This is a genomic window from Nocardia terrae (assembly GCF_009760405.1).
GTDB classification, from domain to species: Bacteria; Actinomycetota; Actinomycetes; order Mycobacteriales; family Mycobacteriaceae; genus Nocardia; species Nocardia terrae.
Map to the genome: position 1 here is coordinate 2,033,254 of NZ_WRPP01000001.1, position 22,649 is coordinate 2,055,902.

Below are 22,649 nucleotides of genomic sequence, written 5' to 3' on the forward strand. Positions count from 1 at the left end.
GTTGCAATCACAGGATTCATCCGGAGGGAGCAATAGCCGTGGGAGTGCTTTCCCGGGTCGACACGCCCGAGGACCTGCGCAGGCTGTCGGTACCGGAGCTGCACGAGTTGGCCGAGGAGATTCGCGAGTTCCTGGTGCGGAAGGTCGCCGTCACCGGCGGGCACCTCGGACCGAACCTCGGCGTCGTGGAGCTGACCATCGCGTTGCACCGGGTCTTCGACTCGCCTGCCGACCCGATCATCTTCGACACCGGGCATCAGGCATACGTGCACAAGATCCTCACCGGCCGCAAGGACGGGTTCGACACCCTGCGCAAAGAGGGCGGGCTGTCGGGTTATCCGTGTCGCGCCGAGAGCGCGCACGACTGGGTGGAGTCCTCGCACGCCTCGGCCTCGCTGTCCTACGCGGACGGCATCGCCAAGGCGTTCGCGCTGACCCGGCAGAAGCGGCACGTGGTCGCGGTCGTCGGGGACGGCGCGCTGACCGGCGGCATGTGCTGGGAGGCGTTGAACAATATCGCCGCGGGCCAGGATCGTTCGGTCATCGTGGTGGTCAACGACAACGGCCGCTCCTACGCGCCGACCATCGGCGGGCTCGCCGAGCGGCTGGCCGGGTTGCGCACCCAGCCCGCCTACGAGCACGCGCTCGACGCCACCAAGCGGATCGTGCAGAGCATTCCGCGCGTGGGGGATTCGGCGTACTCGATGCTGCACGCCATCAAGACCGGGATCAAGGACGCGGTCGCGCCGCAGGAGCTGTTCAGCGATCTCGGGCTGAAGTACGTGGGCCCGGTCGACGGGCACGATCCGGTGATGCTGGAGGCGGCGCTGCGGCGGGCCAAGGACTTCGGCGGTCCGGTCATCGTGCACGCGGTGACGCAGAAGGGCCGCGGGTACACCCCGGCGGTCAATCACGAAGCCGATCAGATGCATTCGATCGGCGTCATCGATCCCGAGACCGGTGAACCGCTGGCCGGGTCCGCGGGCACCAGCTGGACCTCGGTGTTCTCCAAGGAGCTCATCGCCCTGGGCGAGCAGCGCGACGACATCGTCGCCATTACCGCCGCCATGCCCGGGCCGACCGGTTTGACGCCGTTCGGGGAACGCTTCCCGGACCGCATGTTCGACGTCGGCATCGCCGAACAGCACGCCATGACCTCCGCGGCCGGCATGGCGCTGGGCGGTCTGCACCCGGTCGTCGCCATCTACTCGACCTTCCTGAACCGGGCCTTCGACCAGCTGCTCATGGATGTGGCGCTGCTCAAGCTCCCGGTGACCCTGGTGCTGGACCGCGCGGGCATCACCGGTGACGACGGCGCCTCGCACAACGGCATGTGGGACCTGTCGGTGCTCGGCATCGTCCCGGGCATCCGGGTGGCCGCGCCCCGCGACGCCGCCACGCTGCGTGAGGAATTGGGGGAGGCCGTGCACATCAGCGACGGCCCCACCGCGATCCGCTTCCCCAAGGGCGCCGCCATCGAGGAGATTCCGGCGGTCGAGCGCTTCGAGGGGGTGGACGTGCTGCGTCTGCCCCAGGACTCCGCGTCCTATTCGGTGCGTGCCGACGTGCTGCTCATCGCGGTCGGCCCCTTCGCCGAGCTCGCCCTGAAGGTGGCGGATCTGCTGCAGGCCGAAGGTGTTTCGGTCACCGTCGTCGACCCGCGCTGGGTGCTGCCGGTCTCCGATGCCGTGGTCAAGATGGCCGAGAACCACCGCCTGGTCGTCACCCTCGAGGACAGCGGCCTGCACGGCGGCATCGGCTCCACCGTCTCCGCCCGCCTCCGCAGCGCCGGTGTCGACGTGCCCACCCGCGATCTCGGTGTGCCCCAGCACTTCCTGGACCACGCCTCGCGTTCGAAGATCCACCAGGAACTCGGTCTCACCCCCGGCGAGGTCGCCCAGCGCGTCCACGTCTGGCTCGGTGCGACCGACACCTCCGGATCGGATATCGAGGAAGCGCTCCTCCCCGCCGCCGAGTAACTTCCCGGCCGCAGCCCCCGGACCCGCGATCCTTCGATCGCGGGTCCGTTTTTCTGTGCGGAGCTGGACTTCTCGCGTAGATTCTGTAACAGGTTACAGTTTCTGGTCAGGAGTTCGGATGTCGTTTGTGATTGTCGAGAAGCCGCGTCCCCAGATCGCGTTGGTCACCTTGAACCGGCCGGAGCGGATGAATGCCATGGCGTTCGACGTCATGGTGCCGCTGCGGGAGACCCTCGAGGACGTGGCGGCCGACAATGAGGTGCGGGTGGTGGTGCTGACCGGGGCCGGGCACGGATTCTGCTCGGGCGCGGATCTGCAGCACGCGGGGAAGGTGCCGGGTGTGGAGGGGTTGACGCGCACCAGCATCGCGCGCCGCTCGATGGAGTTGCTCAACAACGTGATGCTCACGATCAAGCGGATGCATCAGCCGGTGATCAGCGCCATCAACGGCGCGGCCATCGGCGGCGGCTTCTGCCTGGCCATGGGCACCGATATCCGAATCGCCTCGGAGGACGCCTATTTCCGCGCCGCGGGCATCAACAACGGCCTCACCTCCGCCGAACTCGGCATCAGCTACACCCTGCCGCGCGCCATCGGCTCCACCCGCGCCTTCGAGATCATGCTCACCGGCCGCGACGTCGACGCCGCCGAAGCCGAACGCATCGGCATAGTCTCGCGCGTCGTCCCCGCCGACAAACTCCTCGAGGCCGCCTACGACACCGCCGACCAGATCATCCGCTGGAGCCGGGTAGGCGGCGAACTCACCAAACGCCTGCTCTGGAGTGGCCTGGAGGCAGGCTCTTTCGAATCCCACATGCAGAACGAGGGCATGGCCCAGCTCTACGTCCGCCTCACCACCGAGAACTTCGACGAGGCCATCCGGGCCCGCCGCGACCGCCGCTCACCCGACTTCCAGGACTGAGCGATGCCCCGCCGCGTCGGCATCGCGGCCGAGGCGGCGGGCGAGGCGATCCGGTCAGGCCGGGCGCGCGAGCGAGGCGATCACTCGCTGTACGTCGGCCAGTCGGACGACGGCGCTGGTGTCGGCATCGGTGACCCAGGCTTGCAAGATCTCTCGCATCAGCGTGGTCGCACCGATGCCACGTTCCTCGGCCATGTCACGCAGGTGCGTGTCGAGGGCGAGGGGGATGCGCAGCGAGCGGGTGATCATCGGCTCGTTGGTGTCGGGAACCGGCAATTGCGCGTCTGTGCCGGTGGCGATGAGGTCGGAGAGGTTCTTGTCGATGTTCATGCCCATCGCTTCCGTCCCGTGTAGCGGTCGAACACGGCTCTCGTCCGGGAGCATCTCGCGGGCGGCGATGACGTCCCAGTCGTTGTCCTCGTCGGCCGATTCGAGGACGAACACTACTAGGTAGCGGCCAGTGTGGGAGAGACCGAACAGTGCTGTGGCCTTCGCGTCGAGATGGCGCACTAGGCGGCGCTTGGAATGCAATGCCTCCCAGACCTCGCCGGGTTTAACGCCGTAGACCCGAATGTTGTGCAAACCGTCGCTGGTGAAGCTGTATCGGTCACCCACCCGTTCAGCGTATCACGCACGTGATACGGCGATATGTGGAGCGGAAAGCCATTGCGCCCCAACTACCTCGAGCGACACCGGCGACTTCGACGAGGGCATCGGGGCCCGCCGCGACCGCCGCTCGCCCGTATCCGGGACCGGGCGGCGGCCGCGTCCTCGACGCCACTACGCGCCGAGGGGCCCCGCCCGGGTCAGATGCTGGCGCTGCCGGACCCGATGCTGCCGCCCCCACCGCAGCCGGGTTGCTTCGGCGGTTGCGCCGGGGTGGATCCCGCCGGTGCGGCGGTGACGTTCACGGTGGCGGAGGTGGATTCGGTGCCCTGGGTGACCTTGATCGTGTGGGTTCCGGCGGTCGGGACCCAGTAGACGGTGACGTCCATCCAGTAGAAACCGGCGACACCCATGCCCGTCGGCGCCGGTCCGCTCGCGATGCACTGGCCGTTGTCGTAGAAGTTTACCGTGGTTCCGGCTGTCGCCAGGAAGGGCAGCAGCTGCATGGACTGGTTGGCAGGTGATGTGACCTTGTACTGGTGGCCTGCGACGAGCGGTGACACCGACGGGCACGGGTCGTTGTCCGACGGGGCGCAATCGGCGATGGTGATCGGGCCGACGTTGGCCAGGGCGGCCGGGGCCGTCAGGGTGGTGAGGGCGGCGGCCGATGCCAAAGTGGTTGCGGCCCAGCCGATGCGGCGGATGGCTCGGGATTCGATGCGCATGTGTGGAGACTCCTCTGTCGCCCCGGGTGGGGGTCGACAGAATCTAACTTTCACTTACTGTGAAATGCATCCACTTCAGAAAGCTGATGTGCCCCAACTTCCTTGGGCGATATTTCCGGGGTCAGCCCTTCGGATAAAGGGCTTCGCTCAGGCGGGGGACCGCGAGTTCGCGCTGCCACGGCCGGGCGCCGCCCGCGGCGAGGTAGTCCTCGATGAGGGTCGGGGCCTCGCCGTTGGTGGCGGACTTGGGCAGGCCGTCCCAGCACATGCGGCGCAGCAGGTCCGGGGTGAGCAGGTTCTCGACCGGGACCGACACCTCGTTGGAGAGGTCGGTCATCGCGGCGCGGGCGCGCTGCAGGCGGGCGGCGGCGGCCGGGTCGCGGCGCTCCCAGCGGTTGACCGGGGGCGGACCGTCGAAGGGCTGGGTCAGCGGCGGCAGTTCACTGTCGGGCAGGGTGCGGGCGCGTTCCACCGCGCCGAGCCATTCACGCGAGTAGCGGCGCTGGCGGGGGCCGCCGAAGATCGGCAGCGCACGCAGCGCGGCGATGGACTTGGGCTCGCTGGTGGCGGCGGCCACGATCGCCGAATCGGGGAGGATGCGGGCGGGGGCCACGTCGCGCAGGCGGGCCAGGCGGTCGCGGGTGGTCCATAGTTCGCGGACGATGGCGAGCTGGCGGGTGCGGCGCAGGGTGTGGATGCCGGAGGTGCGACGCCAGCGGTCGGCCTTGGGGCCCGACGGCTCGGCGGTGCGGACGTGCTCGAATTCCTGTGCGGCCCAATCGGATTTGCCCTGGTCTTCCAGGTCGGCCGCGACCGCGTCGCGCAGTTCGATGAGTAACTCCACATCGAGGGCGGCGTAGTTGAGCCAGTCGTCGGGCAGCGGGCGGGTGGACCAGTCGGCCGCGCCGTGGCCCTTCTTGAGCTCGCGGCCCAGCAGCTTCTCGACCATGGCGGCCAGGCCGACCCGCTCGTATCCGGCCAGGCGCCCGCCCAGCTCGGTGTCGAACAGCCGGGCGGGGTACAGGCCGAGCTCGGCCAGTCCGGGCAGATCCTGATCGGCGGAGTGCAGCACCCACTCCAGGCCGTTGATGGCCTGCGCGAGCGGCTCGAGGTCGCCGTCCACCGGAATCGGGTCGATGAGGAAGCTGCCCGCGCCCTCGCGGCGCAACTGGATCAGGTAGGCGCGGTTGGAGTAGCGGAAGCCGGAGGCGCGCTCGGCGTCGACCGCGAGCGGTCCGGTGCCGGCGGCCAGCGCGCGGGCGGCGGTCGCTATTTCGGCAGCGGTGTCCAGTACCGGCGGTACACCGTCCACTGGCGCGAGCAACGGTACCGCGGCAGTGGCTTCGGATTCATCTGGTACGGACATGGTCTTGAACTCTACGGGTAGGGCAGGGGCGAGCCGCGTCACGTCGGTGAAACGACCGGCCGTGACACTGCGTCGGGCCATTGGGAATCGTACGTCCGAGCCGTCGATTTCGTTGCAGTACAGAATTTCTCGCAGGCGAGAGGCGATTTTCCGGCAGCGGGCGCGGGAATTCGGCGGTCGGCGGCCGTGATCGGGGGCTCAAGTTATTCAGGGCTCTCGCCCCGGCGCACGTCCAGCCGGGTTACACCGGCGGGCGGTAGACCGGCCGCGTAGGCGAGCACCTCGCAGAAGGCCTCCACGTGCGGGCGCAGCGCGGTGTCGCCGACGGTCCAGGAGGCCCGCAGCTCGAGCTGATGCGCGCGCGGCGGTCCGGCGATATCGCCGTAGCGCACCGAACTGGTCGAGGTGACCGTGCCGCCCAACGCGGTGAAGGGGGTGCGCGAGTCGAGGGCGTCGACCAGCCAGCTCCACGCCACCTCCGGCAGCAGCGGGTCGGCGGCCAGCGCGGAGTCGATGTCGGCCTGGATGTAGGCGACCAAGCGGAACACCCCGTGCCAGGCTTCCTGCCCGGCCGGGTCGTGGAGCAGGATCAGCCGGCCGAAGGCGTCGCCGTCGGAGTCGACGGGCACCACGTTCGTGTCGGGTCGCGTGACTTCCGCGCCTAGTGCGTACGAGTAGGGGGCGAGGCGCTGTGGCGGACGGATCGGTGCCAGTTCGATTCGGGGATGCACTGAGGCGGTTCCCATGGCCTCGACCGCGGCGCGGAACCGGGCTGGTTCTTCGGGCTCCGGGGTCGGGGCAGCGCCGTCGCGGAAGTCGAGCGGTGTCACGAAAGGCACCGTAGACCTTGCGGGAGCCGAGTAGTGCGAGGCGCGCCGCCGGGGGCCTTTACGATGGGCGGTGATGAGTACTCACGCCCGACGCCAGCTGACCGATGCCCCCTTCCTCGCCGCCGCGACCGGTGGCGTGCCGCATCGGCGTCCGGTGTGGTTCATGAGACAGGCCGGTCGGTCCCTTCCGGAGTACCGGGAGGTGCGCGCCGGAATCGGCATGCTGGAATCGTGTTTCGATCCGGAGCTGGTGTGCGAGATCACCATGCAGCCGGTGCGCCGCCATCAGGTCGACGCCGCAATCCTGTTCTCCGACATCGTGGTTCCGCTCAAGGCCGCGGGCATCGACCTCGACATCGTGGCCGGTGTCGGGCCGGTGATCGCCAACCCGGTGCGCACCGTCGCCGACGTGCGCGCCCTGCCGCGGCTGCGCCCCGAAGAGGTCGGCGCGGTCACCGCCGGAGTGAAACTGCTGCTCGACGCGCTCGACGACGTCCCGCTGATCGGATTCGCCGGTGCCCCGTTCACTTTGGCGTCCTACCTGGTCGAGGGCGGTCCGAGCAAGAACCACGAGCGCACCAAGGCGATGATGCTCGCCGACCCCGAGACCTGGCACCAGCTGCTGGGCGTGCTCACCGACATCACCATCGAGTTCCTGCGCGCGCAGATCGAGGCGGGCGTGGACGCGGTGCAGCTGTTCGACTCCTGGGCGGGCGCGCTCACCCAGGCCCAGTACCGCGAATACGTTATGCCGCACTCGGAACGGGTCTTCACCGAGATCGCCGACGCCGGCATTCCGCGCATCCACTTCGGTGTCGGCACCGGAGAACTGCTGGGCGCCATGGGCGAAGCGGGCGCGGACGTCGTCGGCGTCGACTGGCGCATCCCCCTGCCCGAGGCCGCCCGCCGCGTCGGCCCCGGAAAAGCCTTGCAGGGCAACCTCGATCCCGCCGTCCTCTTCGCCGGCCCCGCCGCCATCGAATCCGAGGTCCGCCGCATCGCCCACGAGGCCGACGAGGCGATCACCTTGGGCGCCAAGGGTCACATCTTCAACCTCGGCCACGGCGTCCTCCCCAACACCGACCCCACCGTCATCACCGACACCGTCGCCCTCATCCACAGCCTGCCCACCCCCCTCTGACACGGGCTCGAACCGATCGCCCTCGGCGCCGATCGGGGCAGCCTTACCACTCACCGATCTGCGACCGAGAGCGGATGAGGTCGTCCAGCGGGGGGATTTCCATGGGCACCGCTCGACGATGACGGCGTGTTGGGGCCTGTTCCGGGGTGCGAGGTGAATCACGCCGTGGTGAGCGTGTTTCGCCCGGTCATGACCGCGGCGGGCGGCCCGAGTAGGTTGGCGGAAGGCGGCCCGGCGGATCGGTGCGGGTCGCGCGTCGCGGAGTGATCCGCGGCGTTCCCTGGGCGAGGAGGAGTTGGCGATGCGGGTTGCGGTGGTCGGTGGTGGCATCAGTGGGCTGGTGGCTGCGTATCGGCTGCGGCAGGCGTTGGGGGATGCCGCGGAGTTGGTGTTGGTGGAGCGGCGGGAGCGGGTCGGGGGGATTCTGCGGACGGTGGAGATCGAGGGGGATCCGGTCGATCTGGGCGCCGAGGCGTTCGTGGGGCGACGGCCGGAGATTCCGGAGTTGATGGGGGAGTTGGGGATTGCGGAGCAGTTGGTGCATCCGGCGGGGAAGCGGCCGCTGGTGTGGTCGGAGGGGGCTGGGCACCCGTTGCCCGAGCGGACGTTGATGGGGATTCCGGCGGGGGCGGAATCGGTTGCGGGGCTGGTGGATGCGCGGACGCTGGCGGCGATCGAGGAGGAGCCGAACCGGCCGTTGACGTGGGTGCGGGGCGGGGACATGTCGGTGGGGGAGCTGGTGCGGGATCGGTTCGGGGAGAAGGTGGTTCGCCGTAGCGTGGATCCGCTGCTCGGGGGAGTGTATGCGGGGCTGGCGGATTCGATCGGCGTGCGCGCGGCGCTGCCGACACTGGCCGCGGCGCTGGACCGGGGCGCGCCGAGTTTGACCCGGGCCGTGTCGGAGGCGCTGCCGCCGCCGAGCACCACGCCGGTCTTCGGCGGTATCCGCGACGGCTACGGCGTCCTGCTCGACGCGCTGCGCGCGGCCGCCGACGTGAAGATCGAAATCGGTACGGCGGCAACCCGTCTCACCCGCACCGCCAAGGGCTGGCACGTGGACCCGGTCGGCGACGTGGACGCGGTGATCCTCGCGACCCCGGCGCCGGTGACCGCTGAACTCCTGCGCGAGATCGCCCCGGAGGCGTCCGCGCTCGCCGCCGGCATCGACCTGGCCTCCTCGGCCGTGGTGGCCCTGGCCCTGCCCGCCGACACCGCCCTGCCCGACAACTCCGGCATCCTGGTCGCCACCGGTGAACCCTTGCGCGCCAAGGCCTTCACCCTCTCCAGCCGCAAATGGCCCCACCTCGCCGCCCGCGACGTGGCCCTGGTCCGCGCCTCCTTCGGCCGCTTCGGCGACCCCGCCCCCCTGTCCTGGTCCGACGAGGACCTGATCTCAGCCGCCGTCGAGGACCTGACCACGGTCACCGGCGCGGACATCCGCCCCCTGCGCGCGGTCGTCCAACGCTGGCCCGGCGGCCTCCCGCAGTACGCCCCCGGCCACACCACCCGCATCGCCGACCTGCGTTCGGCCACAGCCGATCTCCCCGGCCTGGCTCTCGCGGGCGCGTACCTCGACGGCGTCGGCGTCCCCGCCTGCGCCGCGACCGGCACCAAGGCCGCGGCCCGCATCACCGACCATCTGGGCTGACAGCTCACCCGGCCGCACACCCGCCCCTGCGTCGTCATTCCCGCGCCCTCTCGGCCGGAATCCACCACGGGTGGTGTGACCGCGCATACCGGGATGGCGAGGTGGTCAGCGGGTGACGAGGTCGCTGGGGTCGGTGTTCGCGCCGCAGATGATGACGGCGACGCGTTCGCCGGGCGAGGGGACGTACGCGCCGGAGAGCAGGGCCGCCAAGGCGGTGGCCGCGGCGTGCTCGACCGCGAGTCGGCGGCAGTCCCACAGGGTTTGGCGGGCCGCGATGATCTGCTTGTCGCTGACCAGCACCGAGCGGATGTCGCCCGCGGCGGCCGCGGCCAGCGCCATCGGGGTGACGCGGCGCGCCCCCAGCGCGTCGGCGGCGACCGAGTCGATCTCGACGTCCACCGGTTCCCCCGCCTCGAGGGCCGCGTTGAACGCCCGGCAGTTCTCCGGTTCCACCGCGACCACCCGCACCCCGTGCTGGTTGGCGGACACCGTGATTCCGGTCAGCAGCCCGCCGCCCCCGACCGCGACCACGACGGTGTCGAGCCCGGGCAGCTGCGCGACGATCTCCTCCAGCAGCGTCCCGGCCCCGGCGGCGATGTACGGATCGTCGTAGGCGTGCGAGCGCAGCGCCCCGCTGGCGGCCGCGTAGCGCTCGCATTCCGCGGCGGCGTCGGCGTAGGCGTCGCCGCCGCAGAGCACCTGGGCGCCGAGGGCTTTCAGCCGCGTCACCTTGACCGCGGGCGCGGTGGCGGGCAGGAACACGGTGGCCGCGGAGCCGACCAGCCGGGCCGCCCACGCGCCCGCCACCCCGGCATTGCCGCCGGAGGCGATGGTGATGCCCACCTTCGGCAGCGTTCCCTGTTCCCGCTGCGCCAGTACGAAATTCGCCGCGCCACGCGCCTTGAAGGTGCCGGTGTGCTGCATGTGCTCCAGCGCGAACCAGACCTCCCCGGCGACCGGGACGGTGTCGGCGTCCGCCCGGGCCAGCACCACCGGACGGGTGTGGCCGGAGATTCGTTCGGCAGCCGCTGTCACCTCGGCGTATGTCGGATGCACTTGCGCTTCTTTCGTTTCCATCGCTGATTCCCCCTTTTGTTCCACTGTAACTTACGCTGGACGCATGCCCAGGAAATCGAAGTCCCTCGACGAGGCGACGCCCGGCGCGATCGCCCGGGCCGGGTTGGAGATCCTCGAGAACCGCGGCGCCGCCGAGCTGAGCTTCCGCTCCATCGCCGCCCATCTGGCGGTCTCCCACACCACCGTGGTGCGCAGGGGCGGTGGCGATTTCAATGGTCTGGTCGAAATGCTGGCCGACCATCTCGCCCTGGATCTGCCCGAGATCGCCGCCGGCTCCGCGGACTGGGCCGATGCCACCGAGCGGCGTTTCGTGGCCTGGTACACCCTGCTCACCGCCTATCCGGGCCTCGTGATGCTGCGCGGGCCGCGCCCCTGGCTGGGGCCGCACTTGCTGACCCGTCTCACCGAACCACAACTGGCCGACAATGTTTCGCTGGGCCTGAGCCCCGGCGACGCCTTCCGCGCCTACCGCGAGTGCTACCTGTACACCCTCGGCTGCGCGGGCCTGGTCGAGCACCGCGACCGCAAACCCGCGCGTCTGCGCACCCGTTCCATCCTGGCCGCTCTGGACCCGGATGAATACCCCATCCTGGCAACCAATCTGGACGAGATCAGCGCCCTGCTCACCGACGACGTCGTCTTCCGTGACGGCCTGCGCCGCCTGATCGCCTCCTGGGCCGACACCGCGCGGGCCGCGACTGCGAGCTGAATCACCCTGTCCGCCCTGCCCGATTCCGGGTGGGTTCGGGCGCAGTGGCACGATGGGTGCCATGGCGCGACTCGACTACAAGGCACTCAACGACACCATCCGCTACCTCATGTTCTCGGTGTTCCAGGTGGAGCCCGGCGAGCTCGGTGACAACCGTGCGGCCGCGATCAAGGAGGCCAAGGTCTTCTTCGAATCGCTCGAGGAGCGCGGCGTGGTCGTGCGCGGCATCTACGACGTCGCGGGCCTGCGCGCCGACGCCGACTTCATGATCTGGTGGCACGCCGAGAAGATCGAGGACCTGCAGGCCGCCTACGCCGACTTCCGTCGCGTCACCGAACTGGGTCAGCTCTCCACCCCGGTCTGGAGCCAGGCCGCGCTGCACCGCCCCGCCGAGTTCAACAAGTCCCACATCCCCGCCTTCCTGGCGGGTGAAGACCCGGGCAACTACATCTGCGTCTACCCGTTCGTGCGCTCCTACGACTGGTACCTGCTCCCCGACGAGGAGCGCCGCAAGATGCTCGCCGACCACGGCAAGCAGGCCCGCGACTTCCCGGACGTGCGCGCCAACACCGTCGCCTCCTTCGCCCTGGGCGACTACGAGTGGATCCTCGCCTTCGAGGCCCCCGAACTGCACCGCATCGTCGACCTCATGCGCGAACTGCGCGCCACCGAGGCCCGCCGCCACGTGCGCGAGGAGATCCCGTTCTTCACCGGCCCGCGCGTCGACATCGAGCAGCTGATCAACTCGTTGCCGTGAGGTAACTGGCTATCTGCCCGCACAATTCGGGGCATGCGCGGATTCGCGCATGCCCCTTACTGTTTCCGCGACTCAACCAGCTGTGCTGTCCGAGGGGTGCAAGCGGAGCGAAATCGAGTTGATGCAGTAGCGCTTGTCCGTGGGCGTCGGGTAACCCTCGCCCTCGAACACGTGCCCCAGGTGGCTGTGGCAGGTGGCGCAGAGGACCTCGACGCGGCGCATGCCCAGCGAATCGTCCTCCTTGAGCACCACCGCCTCGGACTTCGCCGGATCGAAGAACGACGGCCAGCCGCAGTGGGAATGGAATTTCTCGGTGCTGCGGAACAATTCGGACCCGCAGGCCCGGCACGAGTAGACGCCCTCGGTCTCGGTGTCGGTGTACTCGCCCGTGAACGCCCGCTCGGTGCCCGCTTCCCGCAGGACCCGGTACTCGTCGGGGGTGAGCTTGGTTCGCCACTCCTGCGGGGTCAGCTGGATGCGCGGTGCGGGGATCGAGCTGTCGGCATCGGAACTCATGGGCTCCAGGCTATAACGCGGCGGCGGCCTCGGTCCGGGGCGAGACGGTGGCCTCGTTGTCCGTTGTGTCCCATTCCGGGTGCATCCAGGCCGGGTCCAGGGATTTGCCGACCTGTAGCCGTCCCTCGCGCTTGGCGGCCAGGTAGCGGTCGCCGAGGACGCAGAACACCACGATCAGCAGCAGCCCCCACCCGAAGGTGGTGCGCAGGTACTCGAGATCGCGCCCGATGCTCTGCCAGCGGTCCGAGAGCCACTTGTCGTAGGACATGAACCCGAAGATCGCCAGCCAGGCGGGCCAGTTGCGCAGCAACGAGTTCCGCATGACCACGGTCATCAGCATGGGGAACAGGAACATCGAGTAGTACATCTGGCCCAGCGGGCCCAGCAGCATGACCGCGGTGATCAGGACGCCCGAGGTGTTGCAGATGTAGAAGACCTCGTCCTCGCGGTAGTACCGATACAGCAGCCACAGCGAGACCAGCACGAGGACGCCCATCACGATGCGGATGGTCCAGGTCAGCCATTCGGCGACGCCGTAGTACCCGGCATTGCCGACGATCGCGCTGTTGAAGTAGTCCCGCGCCTCCGACAGGTACGGCAGCGTGTGGGTCCAGAATTCCTTGTAGTCCACGATGAACGGCCAGGCCAGCAGGTTCAGCGCCACCGGGATGCCCAGCGCGGTGATGAACGTCTTCCACTGCCCGCGCACCAGCGGAATCAGCAGCAGCGGCACCAGCAATGGCCCCTTGACCGCGACGGTCAACCCCAATGCCACACCGGCCCAAAGGTCTTTGCGCTTCAGCAGCAGGTGGATGTAGGCCATCATGGCCAGGAACAGGCAGCCGTTGATATTGGTGAAGCCGAGGGTGTTCGTGACCGTCTCGGAGACGAACATGGCCAGCAGCAACGCCGGCGCGGCGACCGAGTTCAGCGTGAAGTTGAACAGCTTCAGCAGCAGATACCAGGCCAGCAGCAGCGCGAGCGCGTTCACCAGAATGAAGGCCCAGCGCGACTTCTCGGGGTCCAGGATCGCCAGCGGCGAGATCAGCAGCGTCCCGCTGGGCGGGTACAGATACGCCGGATCGGTCGAGCTGAAGTTCGCGTTGTACACCGGCCGGTGGTTGAGGAACGCGAGCGACGCGTTGTAGACCGGCGTGAAGTCATTGGTGACGTGGTAGTTGACAGCGTTGATGAACACCCGATGCAACACGGTGAGAATCGCGACCGGCCACAGCGCGAAGTTCAGTACCTCAGCGGTGGTGCGAGCGGTGCGCGGCTCGAGCTGTCGAAGGAACACTCGAGCACGCTACACCGAAACCCCCCGGGTCACATGCGCCGACCCGCTTATCGCGTTGCGTGGCGCACATCGCATCGCCCGGTCCGATAACTCCCCTATCGATCCCCGAATCCCGAAGGCCGTCAAGCGCGCTCCACACCCCGCCGGGCAGTGACCCACGCCACTCGACCGGTCAGGCGGGGCAGGCGGTGCCGTCGGCGGGGAGGGTGGCGTCCTTGAGGTAGTCGGCGAGAGATTGCTGGGCGCAGCCGGAGTGGGCGAAGGTGGGATGGCCCCAGCCCTGCCAGACGACGGTCGCGGTGCGGGCGCCTGCCGCACCGAGGGCGCCGGTGACGGTGGGGCGGCCGTCCTGGCCGACCACGGGGTCGGCGCTGCCGCCGAGCACCAGGACGGGCAGGTCGAGTTTGTCGGGGAGGGTCATCGGGGCGGCGGCGGGCCAGGCCGAGCAGAGCATCAGGTCGATGGCGGCGACCTTGCCGAAGATCGGATATTGGGTGGCCCAGGCGGTTTCGAAGGATTTCGCCTTGTCGGGGGTGGAGGGCTCGTGGTTGTCGCTGCAGCGGTTGACGAATTCGCCGTCGGTGGCGACGGTGGAGGCGGCCCGCAGCACGTAGGGCGTGATCGGGCCGTGGTCGCCCTTGCCGAGCGCGCTCAGCGCATCGGCGAATCCCGTGAGCTGCGAATTGTCCAGGGAGCGTGAGTCACCCAGGAAGCCGCTCAAGGTGGTGACGAGCGCGGACGCCGACAGGTCGGCGAGCTGTCCGGCCCCGGCGCGGTTCACCAGATCGATGACGGCCGCCCGCGGGTCGGCCCCGAGCGAGCAGTTCAGCGACGCGCACCGCTGCGCGAACGCGGTGAGCGCGGCCTCCTGCCCCTTCACCCGCTGCTCGGCGCGCCCGTTCGCGTCGGTGCCCACCGACTGCGGCGAGTCCAGCACCAGCCGCCCGAGGTGCTGCCCGTACTTGCGCGCGTAGTTCAGCGCCACGTTCGCGCCGGTGCCCGTGCCCAGCAGCGCGATGTGGTCGACCTGCAGCTGCTTGCGCATCTGTTCGATGTCGTCGGCGGCGTGCGGGGCGTCCCACACGCCCTGTTCGGGGGACAGGAAGTCCAGGCAGGCGACCGCGGCGTCGCGCCCGGTGGTGCTCATGGCGTCCACGGGATCGGTTGCGCCGCGCGTGAATTGGTTCTGATCGGCGAGCGCCTTGCGCTGCGGGTCGGTCATGCAGGTGATCGGCACGGAGCTGCCGATGCCGCGCCGGTCCACCGCGATGATGGGTCGGGTGGCCAGCAGTGCGCTCGCGTTCCCGGCGGCCAGCCCGGCCAGCGTCGCGGTCGAGGAGCGGTCCGCGCCGGAGGTCAGGATGAGCGGCGCGGCGTCCTTGGGCGTGCGGTCGTAGCGGGCCCGGATGGCCGCGTTCTTGAAATTGCCGGCCACGGTCCCGGCCACGTCCTTCTGCGCGGGGTATTCGGCGCATTCGAGCACGAGCCCCTGCGGCGGCGCGCCCAGTGCCAGCAGGTTGAAGGTCGGCACCGTGCAGTCGCGCCAGGTGAGATCGACCTTGGGGACCTCGGGCGCGGGCGGGGTGGAGTCGGCGGGTGCGGTGGTCGCGGCGGCCCCGGCCTGATGCGGCTGTTCCACGGCGACGGCGGGCCGGTTCGACGGCCCGGCCCCGCAGGCGGTGGTGACCAATACCGACAGTGTCGACGCCAGCAGAGCGGCCCGAGTCCAGCGCATGCGCTCCACCTTGCCAGGTCCCGCACGCGGTTTCAGCCTCGGGTGTGGGCGCGTTCCCATCGGGTCAAGATCGTGCCGTCGGTATCGAGCAGCAGGTGGCGCGGGCGCATGGGGGTGGGCAGGGCGTTGGGGGACATCGCGATTCGGCCCGCTATGCCGCCTACCAGCTGCGGCGATACGGTCAGGCACACCTCGTCGACGGACTCGGCGGCGATGAGCTGGCCGAACAGCGACGGCCCGCCCTCGCACAGCACGCGTCGCAGCCCGAGCCCTTCGAGGGCGTCGCGCACGGCGGTGATGGTGCAGTCGTCCTCGCCCGCCTCGATGAGTTCGGCTCCGGCGTCGATGAGTCGCTTCTTGTGCTCGGCGGGCGCGGCGGTGGTGGTGAGGATGATCGGGCGCGCCCCCGCGTCGGTGAACAGCTTGCTCGCCGGATCCAGTGACGCCCCGTGGGTGACGACCGCGATCCGCGGCGGCGTCCCGTCCGCGTCGCCCCCGAGCCCTTCCCGGTGCAGCCGCTTGCGCAGCTCCGAATCGGTGTGCGCCGCACCGTAGTTCTCCGCCCGCGCGGTGCCCGCCCCGACCAGCACCACATCGGCGAGATCCCGCAGCAGCGCGAACACCTTCTTGTCCGCGGGCGTGCCGAGCCCGCCGGACCGCCCGTCCACGGTGACCGCGCCATCGATGCTGGTGACGAAGTTGACACGCACATACGGGGCGGATGGCTCTACCGGATAGGCGTACATCTCGACCAGGTCGTCGTGGGTGAGATCTGTGAGCTGAATCGCATTCGGCATGTGCTGCATAAGAGCCCATCCCACCACGGTTCTACGCTTTCCGAGTGCAACAACGCCTCGTCGATCGCCACCCGGAGGTTCCGGCAGACCAGCTCGTGGCCCAGATGGTGCCGCCGCCCACCTTCGACGAGGTGAGCTTCGGTTCCTACATCCCGGACCCGAAGGAACCCTCTCAGGCCGCGGCCGTGCAGCAGGCCGAGCAGTTCGCCGATTCGGTGACCAAACTGCGCAAGGCCGCCGACAAGAAGCCGCTCTTCGGCAAGAAGAAGCCGGTGCACGGCATCGGCCTGTACCTGGACGGCGGCTTCGGTGTGGGCAAGACCCACCTGCTGGCCTCGATCTTCCACAGCGTGCCGACGCCCAAGTCGTTCGGCACCTTCGGTGAGGTCACCAATCTGGTTGGCGCGCTGGGCTTCAACAACGCCGTCGAGCGGCTGTCGGCCAACAGCGTGCTGTGCATCGACGAGTTCGAGCTCGACGATCCGGGCGACACCATGCTGGTCTCGCGGCTGCTCACCGAGCTGACCGACCGCGGCGTCTCCATCGTGGCCACCTCCAACACCCTGCCGGGCCAGCTGGGCGAGGGCCGCTTCGCCGCCCAGGACTTCCTGCGCGAGATCAAGAAGCTGGGCTCGCTGTTCGAGGCCGTGCGCGTCGACGGCCCCGACTACCGCCACCGCGACCTGCCCCCGGCCCCCGAGCCGACCTCCGCGGAGCACCTGGTCGAACTGGCCACCGCCACACCGGATTCCACCCTCGACGACTTCGACGAGCTGACCAAGCACCTGAGCACCCTGCACCCGTCCCGGTACGGCGCGCTCATCAACGGCGTGTCGGCGGTGTACATCTCGAACATCCACCCGGTGGCCGACCAGGCCGTGGCCCTGCGCATCGTCGTACTGGCCGACCGCCTCTACGACGCGGGCACCCCGGTGACCGTCTCGGGCGCGAAGCTGGACCAGATCTTCACCCAGGAGATGCTGGACGGCGGCTACCGCAAGAAGTACCTGCGCGCGATCTCCCGCCTGCTGGCGCTCTCGCGCTTCGAGGCTCCCGCGCACGCTTGATCGGGGTCGCACAGGGTCGCGCCTGAGGTCCCGGGGTGTCTTGGGGGTGCACAGGGTCGCGCCTGAGGCCCTGGGTCTCTTGGGTTTCAGGGGGCCCGCTCCCATGTTCCTGTCCTTCTCGCGGGGTGTCAGGGGCTTGCCCCTGAGAGCCTCGAGAGTTGGGCTGACCGACCCCGGTGGTTCTTAACGTTGCCTTAGGTAATAAATTTCGAGGGTCAACGAAAATCGGGTGTTGTTCGGTTTTCGTCCCCCGGAAGGAGAAACACCTTGCGCACACGTGCTGTCACAGCCGCTGCGGCGGTCACCATCGCCCTCTCCGCCAGTCTGGGATCGGCGGCGATCGCCTTCGCTGCCGACCCGCCCGCCGCGACCAGCAGCGTGGTGGTCAACACCGACAACCGCGCCCTGGGCCTGACCGGTGTGCTGAACGCCCGTGACGCGGGCGGCTACCAGACCGCCGACGGCCACACCGTGCGCACCGGCCTGGTCTTCCGCACCGGCGACCTGTCCAAGGCCACCGACGACGACCTGGCCAAGCTCGCCGCCGACAACGTGGTCTCCGTGCACGATCTGCGTACCGGCTACGAGCAGCAGCTGATGGGCGTCGACAAGGTTCCCGCCGGTGCGATCGAGCACCACGACGACATCATCGGCCAGGCCCCGCCGCAGGTGATGGCCTCCACCCTGTCCGCGGGCACCGACCTCTACCGCGCCTTCATCACCGCGCCCGGCGCGAGCGACGGTTTCGCGAACGTGCTGCGCGACATCGCCTACAACCCGGGCGGCGTGCTGTTCCACTGCACCGCGGGCAAGGACCGCACCGGCTGGACCTCGGCCGTGCTGCTGACCGTCCTGGGCGTGGACAAGGACACCGTCTACTACGACTACCTGCTGTCCAACTACTACCGCGGCGCCAAGGACGGCGACATGATGAACGGCGTCGGCGCCGCCGCCCTGGACGCCGCCTTCGACCAGGTGAACAAGAGCTACGGCAGCTTCGACAACTACGTCCACGAGGGCCTGAAGCTGTCGGACGCCGATGTCGCGGCCCTGAAGGCGAAACTGCTCGCCTGACAAGGTAATTCACGACTCCTCCGAGAACGCCGGGCAGCGGGTCTGCCCGGCGTTCCTCGTGTTCCCGACCGAATCCGGCGCCTCGCGCGGCAATCGAGCCGATCTCGTGGGCGCGTCGCGGGGGCGGCCGGCGTGTTGGATTGCTAAAAAATTGCTGGGGGTCGAGCGAGGAGGCGGCGCATGATTCGTTCTCGTGGAGTGCATCTGACCCTGACGTTCGCGGCCCTCGCCGCGGCCGGTCTCGGCCAGGCCGGACCCGCCGCCGCGACCCCGCCGCCCGATCCCACGCCCGCGGTCGTGCTCGGCATCGGCGAGCGGACCCTACCCCTGCCCGGTGTCGAAAACGCCCGTGACGTGGGCGGTTACGCCACCGCCGACGGAAGGGTCGTGCGTACCGGCCTGGTGTACCGGACCGCCAACTTGTCCCAGGCGAGCGACCTGGCACTGGCCTACCTGAGCGACCACGGCCTGAAACTGGACGAGGACCTGCGCTCGGTCTCCGAGGTCGCGCTGATCCCCGACCGCGTCCCGGCGGGCGCGGTCTTCCGCAATGCCGATGTGATCGGCCAGAATCCGGTGCCCGCCCTGTCCACCTTCGCCGCCAGCGTCGAGTTGTACCGCGCCTTCATCACGACCCCGGGCGCGAACGAGGGCTTCTCCCAGGTCCTGCGCGACATCATCGCCACCCCCGACGGCACCGTCCTGTTCCACTGCATGTCGGGCAACGACCGCACCGGCTGGACGGCCGCGGTCCTGCTGACCATCCTCGGCGTCGACCGCGCCACCGTCTACTACGACTACCTGCTGTCGAACTTCTACCACGACGCCGCACCCGGCGACGCCCGCCACGGCGTCGTCCCGGTCGCCCTCGATTCCGCCTTCGACCAGGCGAATCAGACCTACGGCAGCTTCGATGCCTACGTGCACAACGGTTTACGTCTCACCGACGGCGACATCGCCGCCCTGAAGGCGAAAATGCTGTCCTGAGGCCAGCTTTCACGTGAGCCAGTATTTGCGGACCACCACGGTCAGCACGAACCCGAGGCACATGGTGGCGACCGAGGTCCACACCGCCTCCTTCGCGAGTGGCTGCCCTCGCTGGTTGGCCGCCAGCCCGAGAAGTATTCCGGCCCAACCGAACAGGCAGGGCACCAGCAATGCCAGTGCCGCGGCGGCGAACGCCGCGATCACCAGCCCTCTGCCCTCCGCGGGTGTGCCGCCCGGCCCCGGTTGCGATTTCGGTGGTGTCCCCATGACGCTGTCCTACTCGCCGTATGGGTATGCACGGTACCGACAACGGTGAAGTGCGTCACGGCGATTCGCGGCCGCGAACGGATCAGAGATCGTGGCGCATGACGTAGTCGTGGTGGGTCTGGCTGCCGACGGTGAAGGTCTTGGTGCCCGCGACGGTGAAGCCGTGCTTGCCGTAGAAGCGCTGGGCGCGCGCGTTCTGCTGGTTCACGCCCAGCCACACGGCCACGCTGCCGCCGGTGCGGGCGCTGTCGAGGGCGGCGTGCATGAGCGCGGCCGAGACGCCGTTGCCGTGTTGGCCGGGCAGCACGTACATCTTGCTGAGTTCGGTCACCGGCCGCTGTGTGATGACGGCCGCGACGTCGGGGTCGGCGGGTGTCATGGCATTGAGCAGCGCGTAGCCGACGATCGCTTCGTCGGTCACGGCCTTGAGCACCACCCGTTCCGGGTCGGTGAGGTACTCGCGGAACTTGTCCGCCGACAGCCACTTCGCGATGAATTCCGCCTCGTCCTCGGGCGTCGAGCCGGGCGGGCAGGCCAGCGGGAACGTCACGGCCGCCACATTCGCGAGTTCCTCGGCGTCGCCGAGCCGGGCCCGGTCGATGGTTACGGTGTCGCTCACCGTTCCAGTCAAGCAGGTTCCGCGGCGGGCTCGGAGGCCGCGGTCGCACCGCCGCGGACATGGAAGACCCGGGCGAACGCGATCAGCACCACCGCGAAGCCGAGCGGAATCGCGAACCCGGCCCGCAGGTTGGCCGCGTCCGCGACCACGCCGACGACCGCGCCGCCGACCAGCGTGCCCGCGTAGTTGAACAGGTTGAGCCGGGCGATGAGCGCGTCCAGACCGCGGCCACTGGTGAGTTGCCCGGCCTCGCTGAAGCACAGCGGCGCGATGACCGGCAATCCGATTCCGGCGATGAGGAATCCGAGGATGGCGGCGACCGGCGCGGGGGCCGCGACCACGACCACCAGTCCGATCGACCCGACCGCGGCCGCCACCCGCACCACCGCGCGCGGCCCGAACCGCCGCACCCACAGGTCGCCGGTGAGGCGTCCGAGCAGCGACGCGCCCTGGTAGGCGGCCAGCGCCAGCGCGGCCGTGGCCGAGGACGACAGCAGTTCGTCCTTCAGGTACAGCGCCGACCAGTTGCCCACCGCGAGGTCGATGGCGAACGCGAGGGCGATCACCACGCCGAAGATCAGGAAGATCCGCGTCGGCACCGAACCGGTCGTGTGCTGTTCGGCCGGAGCGGTTTCGGCCTCGTCGGTGCCCAGCAGTCGCGGTCCCGCGCCCAGGCAGCCCGCCAGCACCACCGCCGCGGCCGTCAGAATCGATGCCCACAGCGGCACTTTCAGCGCCTCGAAGGCCGCGACGAACAGCGCCCCGGTGATCGATCCGGCACTCCAGGCGGCATAGAACGACACCAGCACGAATCGGCCATAGCCGTGTTGAATGAACACCGCTTGCATATTGGTTCCGGCATCGACGATTCCGACCGCCACGCCGTACACGCCCAACACGATGAACGCCGTCACCTGATCGGGTGCGGCCGCGATCCCGACACCCGCGACCGCGACCAGCGCCAGCCCGATGCGCAGCGCCGTCCGGCTCGACCAGCGCAGCGCGATCCGTTCCGCGGTCACGCTGCCCACCCCGGCGAGCAGCGAGATCATGGTGACCATCGCGACGATGACGCCGTCGGAGAGCGCGAACTTCTCCTTCATCTGCGGTAATTCGGTGAGGATGACGGCCAGGAAGAAGCCCTGCAGCGCGAAGGCGACCGAATTGGCGGCGCGCGCCGTGCGCAGCGCTCGAGGTAGGTCGCCGGAGGGCGGGTGCGGGGACTGCGGGTGGAGCATGGCGAAAGAGTAGCGGCGGCAACGCGGTCCGGCATCCCGGGCATCGGTTACGAACCGCGCCCCGGTTGATCACACGAGGCTCGCGGTTGGATAACGAATCTGGTCGCTTTCCTGCCGCTTGGTGGTCGGATTGCTGCACTCTGGAAGTGACGGCGAGGGCTGGTGGTTTCCGATGAGGCGGAAGCGGCCCCTGCGGTGAGTGTGGTGGCTGGGGTGATCTTGTGAGTACGAGGCGAGTCGAGGGTCCGCGGGAGCGGTCGGTGGCCCTCGCCGACCCGGGACCGCGCTCGAAATCGAAGGCGACGGTGGGGGATTCGACGGCGCGCGACGCACGCGGCCATCTGGCGGGGGAGCGCTGCCGCGAGGCCGACTGTGCCCGGTGCCGCTGGGACGCGCGCCGGCTGGAGTTCTGGCTGCGCGGGCGGCTGCTGGCCGCCGGCGCCGAGGATGTGCAGGTGGACGCGACCGTCGGCGCGCACTCGGTGGACGTGCTGTGGCGCAAGGGTGATCGGACCGGTGTGATCGAGGTGTCCAGCGCCCCACCCGAGTTGACCCGCGCCCGGGTGCTCACCGCGGAGCTGCGGAGCAGCGGTTGTAGCGAAGTGCTATGGATCTGCCCGCCCGGTTTCTGGACCGCGCAGCTGCCCGCGCTGGGCCTGGACGACTTCGCCGCCGACGGTTGTGAGTACCGTGTGGTCGGCGGCCTGCTCACGTCCGGACCGGGTGGTGTGGTCACGGCCCGCCAATCCGCCTGTGAGCTGCGCGAATTCATTACGGGCTGGGTGGCCGAGGAGATGGCTTTCGGCTGCCGCGACGAACACACGGGAGGATGGGCGACGGTGAACGACTGGGAGCGCCACACCCGGACCCAGGCCGCCGTCATCGCACGGCAGCGCCAGGAACTCATGAACCAGCGCACGGCGCTCGCCTTGGCCCGCAAGGCGACTCGCGACAAGACCAAGCAGCTGCTGCGCCTGACCCACCGCCTGGAACGCGCCGAGATCGCCGCCCAACAGCAGGCCGACGACCTGGCCCAGACCCGCCGCAAGATCGCCGACCACAACCGCGTGGACGCGACCCTGCGCCTGACGGTCTCGAGCCAGCGCTCGGCGATCCTGCACTGGCAGCTGATCACTTGGTTCGCGGTCCTGGTGATCATCACCTTCATCGCCGCGGGACTGGTGCTGAAGTAAGGGGCTCGGGGCAGAGCGCTCGAAGATCTCGAGGGGGTTCGGGGCCGAAGCCCCTGAGAGTTACGAGAGTCGTTCTTCCCTCCCCCTTTTCAAGATATA

General features: G+C 69.3%; 22 protein-coding genes. 10 read left to right on the forward strand and 12 right to left on the reverse strand.

Annotation, left to right across the window (positions count from 1 at the left end):
• The first annotated feature begins 38 nt into the window (after nt 1-38).
• Nucleotides 39-1,979, forward strand: coding sequence for a 1-deoxy-D-xylulose-5-phosphate synthase (dxs, locus tag GPX89_RS09535; RefSeq protein WP_328601632.1), 1,941 nt, complete (start codon nt 39-41; stop codon nt 1,977-1,979).
• Between the two features lie 118 nt (nt 1,980-2,097).
• Entirely contained in the window at nt 2,098-2,901 is an 804-nt protein-coding gene (locus GPX89_RS09540; RefSeq protein ID WP_157386818.1) for an enoyl-CoA hydratase, read from the forward strand.
• Between the two features lie 54 nt (nt 2,902-2,955).
• Here GPX89_RS09540 and GPX89_RS43780 read toward each other — a convergent pair whose 3' ends face one another.
• From GPX89_RS43780 to GPX89_RS09565, 4 genes are all read right to left on the reverse strand, one after another.
• A complete protein-coding gene (locus GPX89_RS43780) occupies nt 2,956-3,516 on the reverse strand; it encodes a hypothetical protein (RefSeq protein ID WP_198347317.1) in 561 nt (186 codons plus the stop codon).
• A 191-nt stretch (nt 3,517-3,707) separates the two neighbouring features.
• On the reverse strand, nt 3,708-4,232 hold the full coding sequence (locus GPX89_RS09555; RefSeq protein ID WP_157386819.1) for a hypothetical protein: 525 nt from the start codon (nt 4,230-4,232) through the stop codon (nt 3,708-3,710).
• 121 nt (nt 4,233-4,353) lie between these two features.
• The gene (locus tag GPX89_RS09560) at nt 4,354-5,598 is read right to left on the reverse strand and encodes a ribonuclease D (protein ID WP_157386820.1); all 1,245 of its coding nucleotides are present in this window, start codon (nt 5,596-5,598) and stop codon (nt 4,354-4,356) included.
• A gap of 203 nt (nt 5,599-5,801) precedes the next feature.
• Nucleotides 5,802-6,428, reverse strand: coding sequence for a DUF3000 domain-containing protein (locus GPX89_RS09565; protein WP_328601633.1), 627 nt, complete (start codon nt 6,426-6,428; stop codon nt 5,802-5,804).
• Between the two features lie 73 nt (nt 6,429-6,501).
• Here GPX89_RS09565 and hemE point away from each other — a divergent pair, with 73 nt between their 5' ends.
• Both hemE and GPX89_RS09575 read left to right on the forward strand, forming a co-directional pair.
• On the forward strand, nt 6,502-7,569 hold the full coding sequence (hemE, locus tag GPX89_RS09570; RefSeq protein ID WP_157386821.1) for a uroporphyrinogen decarboxylase: 1,068 nt from the start codon (nt 6,502-6,504) through the stop codon (nt 7,567-7,569).
• A 301-nt stretch (nt 7,570-7,870) separates the two neighbouring features.
• Nucleotides 7,871-9,217 carry a protoporphyrinogen oxidase gene (locus tag GPX89_RS09575; RefSeq protein WP_157386822.1) on the forward strand — a complete coding sequence of 449 codons (1,347 nt, stop codon included), beginning with the start codon at nt 7,871-7,873 and terminating at the stop codon, nt 9,215-9,217.
• A gap of 105 nt (nt 9,218-9,322) precedes the next feature.
• Here the strand turns inward: GPX89_RS09575 and GPX89_RS09580 are convergent, their stop codons facing one another.
• Nucleotides 9,323-10,294 (reverse strand): serine/threonine dehydratase, encoded by a 972-nt coding sequence (locus GPX89_RS09580; protein ID WP_157386823.1) that lies wholly within the window; start codon nt 10,292-10,294, stop codon nt 9,323-9,325.
• Nucleotides 10,295-10,337: 43 nt separating this feature from the next.
• Between GPX89_RS09580 and GPX89_RS09585 the strand changes: the two genes are divergently transcribed.
• Together GPX89_RS09585 and hemQ are read left to right on the forward strand one after the other, a co-directional pair.
• Nucleotides 10,338-11,003: a TetR/AcrR family transcriptional regulator C-terminal domain-containing protein gene (locus tag GPX89_RS09585; protein WP_157386824.1), complete on the forward strand. Its 666-nt coding sequence runs from the start codon at nt 10,338-10,340 to the stop codon at nt 11,001-11,003.
• Between the two features lie 61 nt (nt 11,004-11,064).
• A complete protein-coding gene (gene hemQ / locus GPX89_RS09590) occupies nt 11,065-11,760 on the forward strand; it encodes a hydrogen peroxide-dependent heme synthase (protein WP_157386825.1) in 696 nt (231 codons plus the stop codon).
• Between the two features lie 72 nt (nt 11,761-11,832).
• On the opposite strand, the gene msrB is transcribed toward hemQ, so the two are convergent.
• From msrB to GPX89_RS09610, 4 genes are all read right to left on the reverse strand, one after another.
• Nucleotides 11,833-12,276 carry a peptide-methionine (R)-S-oxide reductase MsrB gene (gene msrB / locus GPX89_RS09595; protein ID WP_157386826.1) on the reverse strand — a complete coding sequence of 148 codons (444 nt, stop codon included), beginning with the start codon at nt 12,274-12,276 and terminating at the stop codon, nt 11,833-11,835.
• 10 nt (nt 12,277-12,286) lie between these two features.
• Nucleotides 12,287-13,573 (reverse strand): glycosyltransferase family 87 protein, encoded by a 1,287-nt coding sequence (locus GPX89_RS09600; RefSeq protein WP_328601634.1) that lies wholly within the window; start codon nt 13,571-13,573, stop codon nt 12,287-12,289.
• A gap of 172 nt (nt 13,574-13,745) precedes the next feature.
• Nucleotides 13,746-15,308: an alpha/beta fold hydrolase gene (locus GPX89_RS09605; RefSeq protein WP_157386827.1), complete on the reverse strand. Its 1,563-nt coding sequence runs from the start codon at nt 15,306-15,308 to the stop codon at nt 13,746-13,748.
• A gap of 32 nt (nt 15,309-15,340) precedes the next feature.
• Nucleotides 15,341-16,114, reverse strand: coding sequence for a pyrimidine reductase family protein (locus tag GPX89_RS09610; RefSeq protein ID WP_157386828.1), 774 nt, complete (start codon nt 16,112-16,114; stop codon nt 15,341-15,343).
• A gap of 35 nt (nt 16,115-16,149) precedes the next feature.
• Here GPX89_RS09610 and zapE point away from each other — a divergent pair, with 35 nt between their 5' ends.
• From zapE to GPX89_RS09625, 3 genes are all read left to right on the forward strand, one after another.
• Nucleotides 16,150-17,172 (forward strand): cell division protein ZapE, encoded by a 1,023-nt coding sequence (gene zapE / locus GPX89_RS09615; protein ID WP_328601635.1) that lies wholly within the window; start codon nt 16,150-16,152, stop codon nt 17,170-17,172.
• 267 nt (nt 17,173-17,439) lie between these two features.
• On the forward strand, nt 17,440-18,246 hold the full coding sequence (locus tag GPX89_RS09620) for a tyrosine-protein phosphatase (protein WP_157386829.1): 807 nt from the start codon (nt 17,440-17,442) through the stop codon (nt 18,244-18,246).
• 180 nt (nt 18,247-18,426) lie between these two features.
• Nucleotides 18,427-19,233, forward strand: a complete 807-nt coding sequence (locus GPX89_RS09625; protein ID WP_157386830.1) for a tyrosine-protein phosphatase — start codon at nt 18,427-18,429, stop codon at nt 19,231-19,233.
• Nucleotides 19,234-19,242: 9 nt separating this feature from the next.
• Here the strand turns inward: GPX89_RS09625 and GPX89_RS09630 are convergent, their stop codons facing one another.
• The 3 genes from GPX89_RS09630 to GPX89_RS09640 form a co-directional block, all read right to left on the reverse strand.
• A complete protein-coding gene (locus tag GPX89_RS09630) occupies nt 19,243-19,500 on the reverse strand; it encodes a hypothetical protein (protein ID WP_157386831.1) in 258 nt (85 codons plus the stop codon).
• An 82-nt stretch (nt 19,501-19,582) separates the two neighbouring features.
• Nucleotides 19,583-20,119, reverse strand: coding sequence for a GNAT family N-acetyltransferase (locus GPX89_RS09635; protein ID WP_328601636.1), 537 nt, complete (start codon nt 20,117-20,119; stop codon nt 19,583-19,585).
• A gap of 8 nt (nt 20,120-20,127) precedes the next feature.
• Nucleotides 20,128-21,357 (reverse strand): MFS transporter, encoded by a 1,230-nt coding sequence (locus GPX89_RS09640; protein WP_157386833.1) that lies wholly within the window; start codon nt 21,355-21,357, stop codon nt 20,128-20,130.
• A 221-nt stretch (nt 21,358-21,578) separates the two neighbouring features.
• Between GPX89_RS09640 and GPX89_RS09645 the strand changes: the two genes are divergently transcribed.
• The gene (locus GPX89_RS09645; protein ID WP_328601637.1) at nt 21,579-22,550 is read left to right on the forward strand and encodes a hypothetical protein; all 972 of its coding nucleotides are present in this window, start codon (nt 21,579-21,581) and stop codon (nt 22,548-22,550) included.
• Nucleotides 22,551-22,649: the final 99 nt, after the last annotated feature.

Bases quoted from the DNA above. Each gene is read 5' to 3' on its own strand.
- GPX89_RS09540 (WP_157386818.1), top strand. From the start codon at position 2,098: ATGTCGTTTGTGATTGTCGAGAAGCCGCGTCCCCAGATCGCGTTGGTC.
- GPX89_RS09555 (WP_157386819.1), bottom strand. From the start codon at position 4,232: ATGCGCATCGAATCCCGAGCCATCCGCCGCATCGGCTGGGCCGCAACC.
- GPX89_RS09560 (WP_157386820.1), bottom strand. From the start codon at position 5,598: ATGTCCGTACCAGATGAATCCGAAGCCACTGCCGCGGTACCGTTGCTC.
- hemE (WP_157386821.1), top strand. From the start codon at position 6,502: ATGAGTACTCACGCCCGACGCCAGCTGACCGATGCCCCCTTCCTCGCC.
- GPX89_RS09575 (WP_157386822.1), top strand. From the start codon at position 7,871: ATGCGGGTTGCGGTGGTCGGTGGTGGCATCAGTGGGCTGGTGGCTGCG.
- GPX89_RS09580 (WP_157386823.1), bottom strand. From the start codon at position 10,294: ATGGAAACGAAAGAAGCGCAAGTGCATCCGACATACGCCGAGGTGACA.
- GPX89_RS09585 (WP_157386824.1), top strand. From the start codon at position 10,338: ATGCCCAGGAAATCGAAGTCCCTCGACGAGGCGACGCCCGGCGCGATC.
- hemQ (WP_157386825.1), top strand. From the start codon at position 11,065: ATGGCGCGACTCGACTACAAGGCACTCAACGACACCATCCGCTACCTC.
- msrB (WP_157386826.1), bottom strand. From the start codon at position 12,276: ATGAGTTCCGATGCCGACAGCTCGATCCCCGCACCGCGCATCCAGCTG.
- GPX89_RS09605 (WP_157386827.1), bottom strand. From the start codon at position 15,308: ATGCGCTGGACTCGGGCCGCTCTGCTGGCGTCGACACTGTCGGTATTG.
- GPX89_RS09610 (WP_157386828.1), bottom strand. From the start codon at position 16,114: ATGCAGCACATGCCGAATGCGATTCAGCTCACAGATCTCACCCACGAC.
- GPX89_RS09625 (WP_157386830.1), top strand. From the start codon at position 18,427: ATGATTCGTTCTCGTGGAGTGCATCTGACCCTGACGTTCGCGGCCCTC.
- GPX89_RS09630 (WP_157386831.1), bottom strand. From the start codon at position 19,500: ATGGGGACACCACCGAAATCGCAACCGGGGCCGGGCGGCACACCCGCG.
- GPX89_RS09640 (WP_157386833.1), bottom strand. From the start codon at position 21,357: ATGCTCCACCCGCAGTCCCCGCACCCGCCCTCCGGCGACCTACCTCGA.